We start from the raw sequence: 405 nt of genomic DNA on the forward strand, positions 1-405 counted from the left end.
TTTTCCGAAGCTTAAAATTGTGGCAAGAGGTAACAAACTTCGCATCTATGGTGACGAGGAAATGCTTGAAGAATTCGACAGAAGGTTCAATATGTTGATCGACCACTACGGTAAGTTCAACAGGCGTGATGAAAATGCTATCGAAAGGGTACTTACAAGCCAGAGCAAGGAGGAATACGATACTTCAAATGAGAGCGGAGAGGTGCTGGTACATGGGGTAAGCGGCAGGATGATCAAAGCCCAGACCGCCAATCAGCGCCGGCTCGTGGAGCTGATGAAGAAGAACGATATGGTCTTCGCCATTGGCCCTGCCGGAACCGGAAAAACCTATACAGGAGTAGCTCTTGCCGTTAAGGCTTTAAAGGAAAAGCAGGTAAAAAGGATCATTCTTACCCGTCCCGCAGT

General features: G+C 47.7%; 1 protein-coding gene. It reads left to right on the plus strand.

The genetic code is table 11. The features are described from left to right. On the plus strand, positions 1–405 hold a 405-nt coding region (locus tag HC176_RS17090), incomplete at both ends, for a PhoH family protein (protein ID WP_209309776.1).

It is taken from the genome of Tamlana crocina (assembly GCF_012037625.1).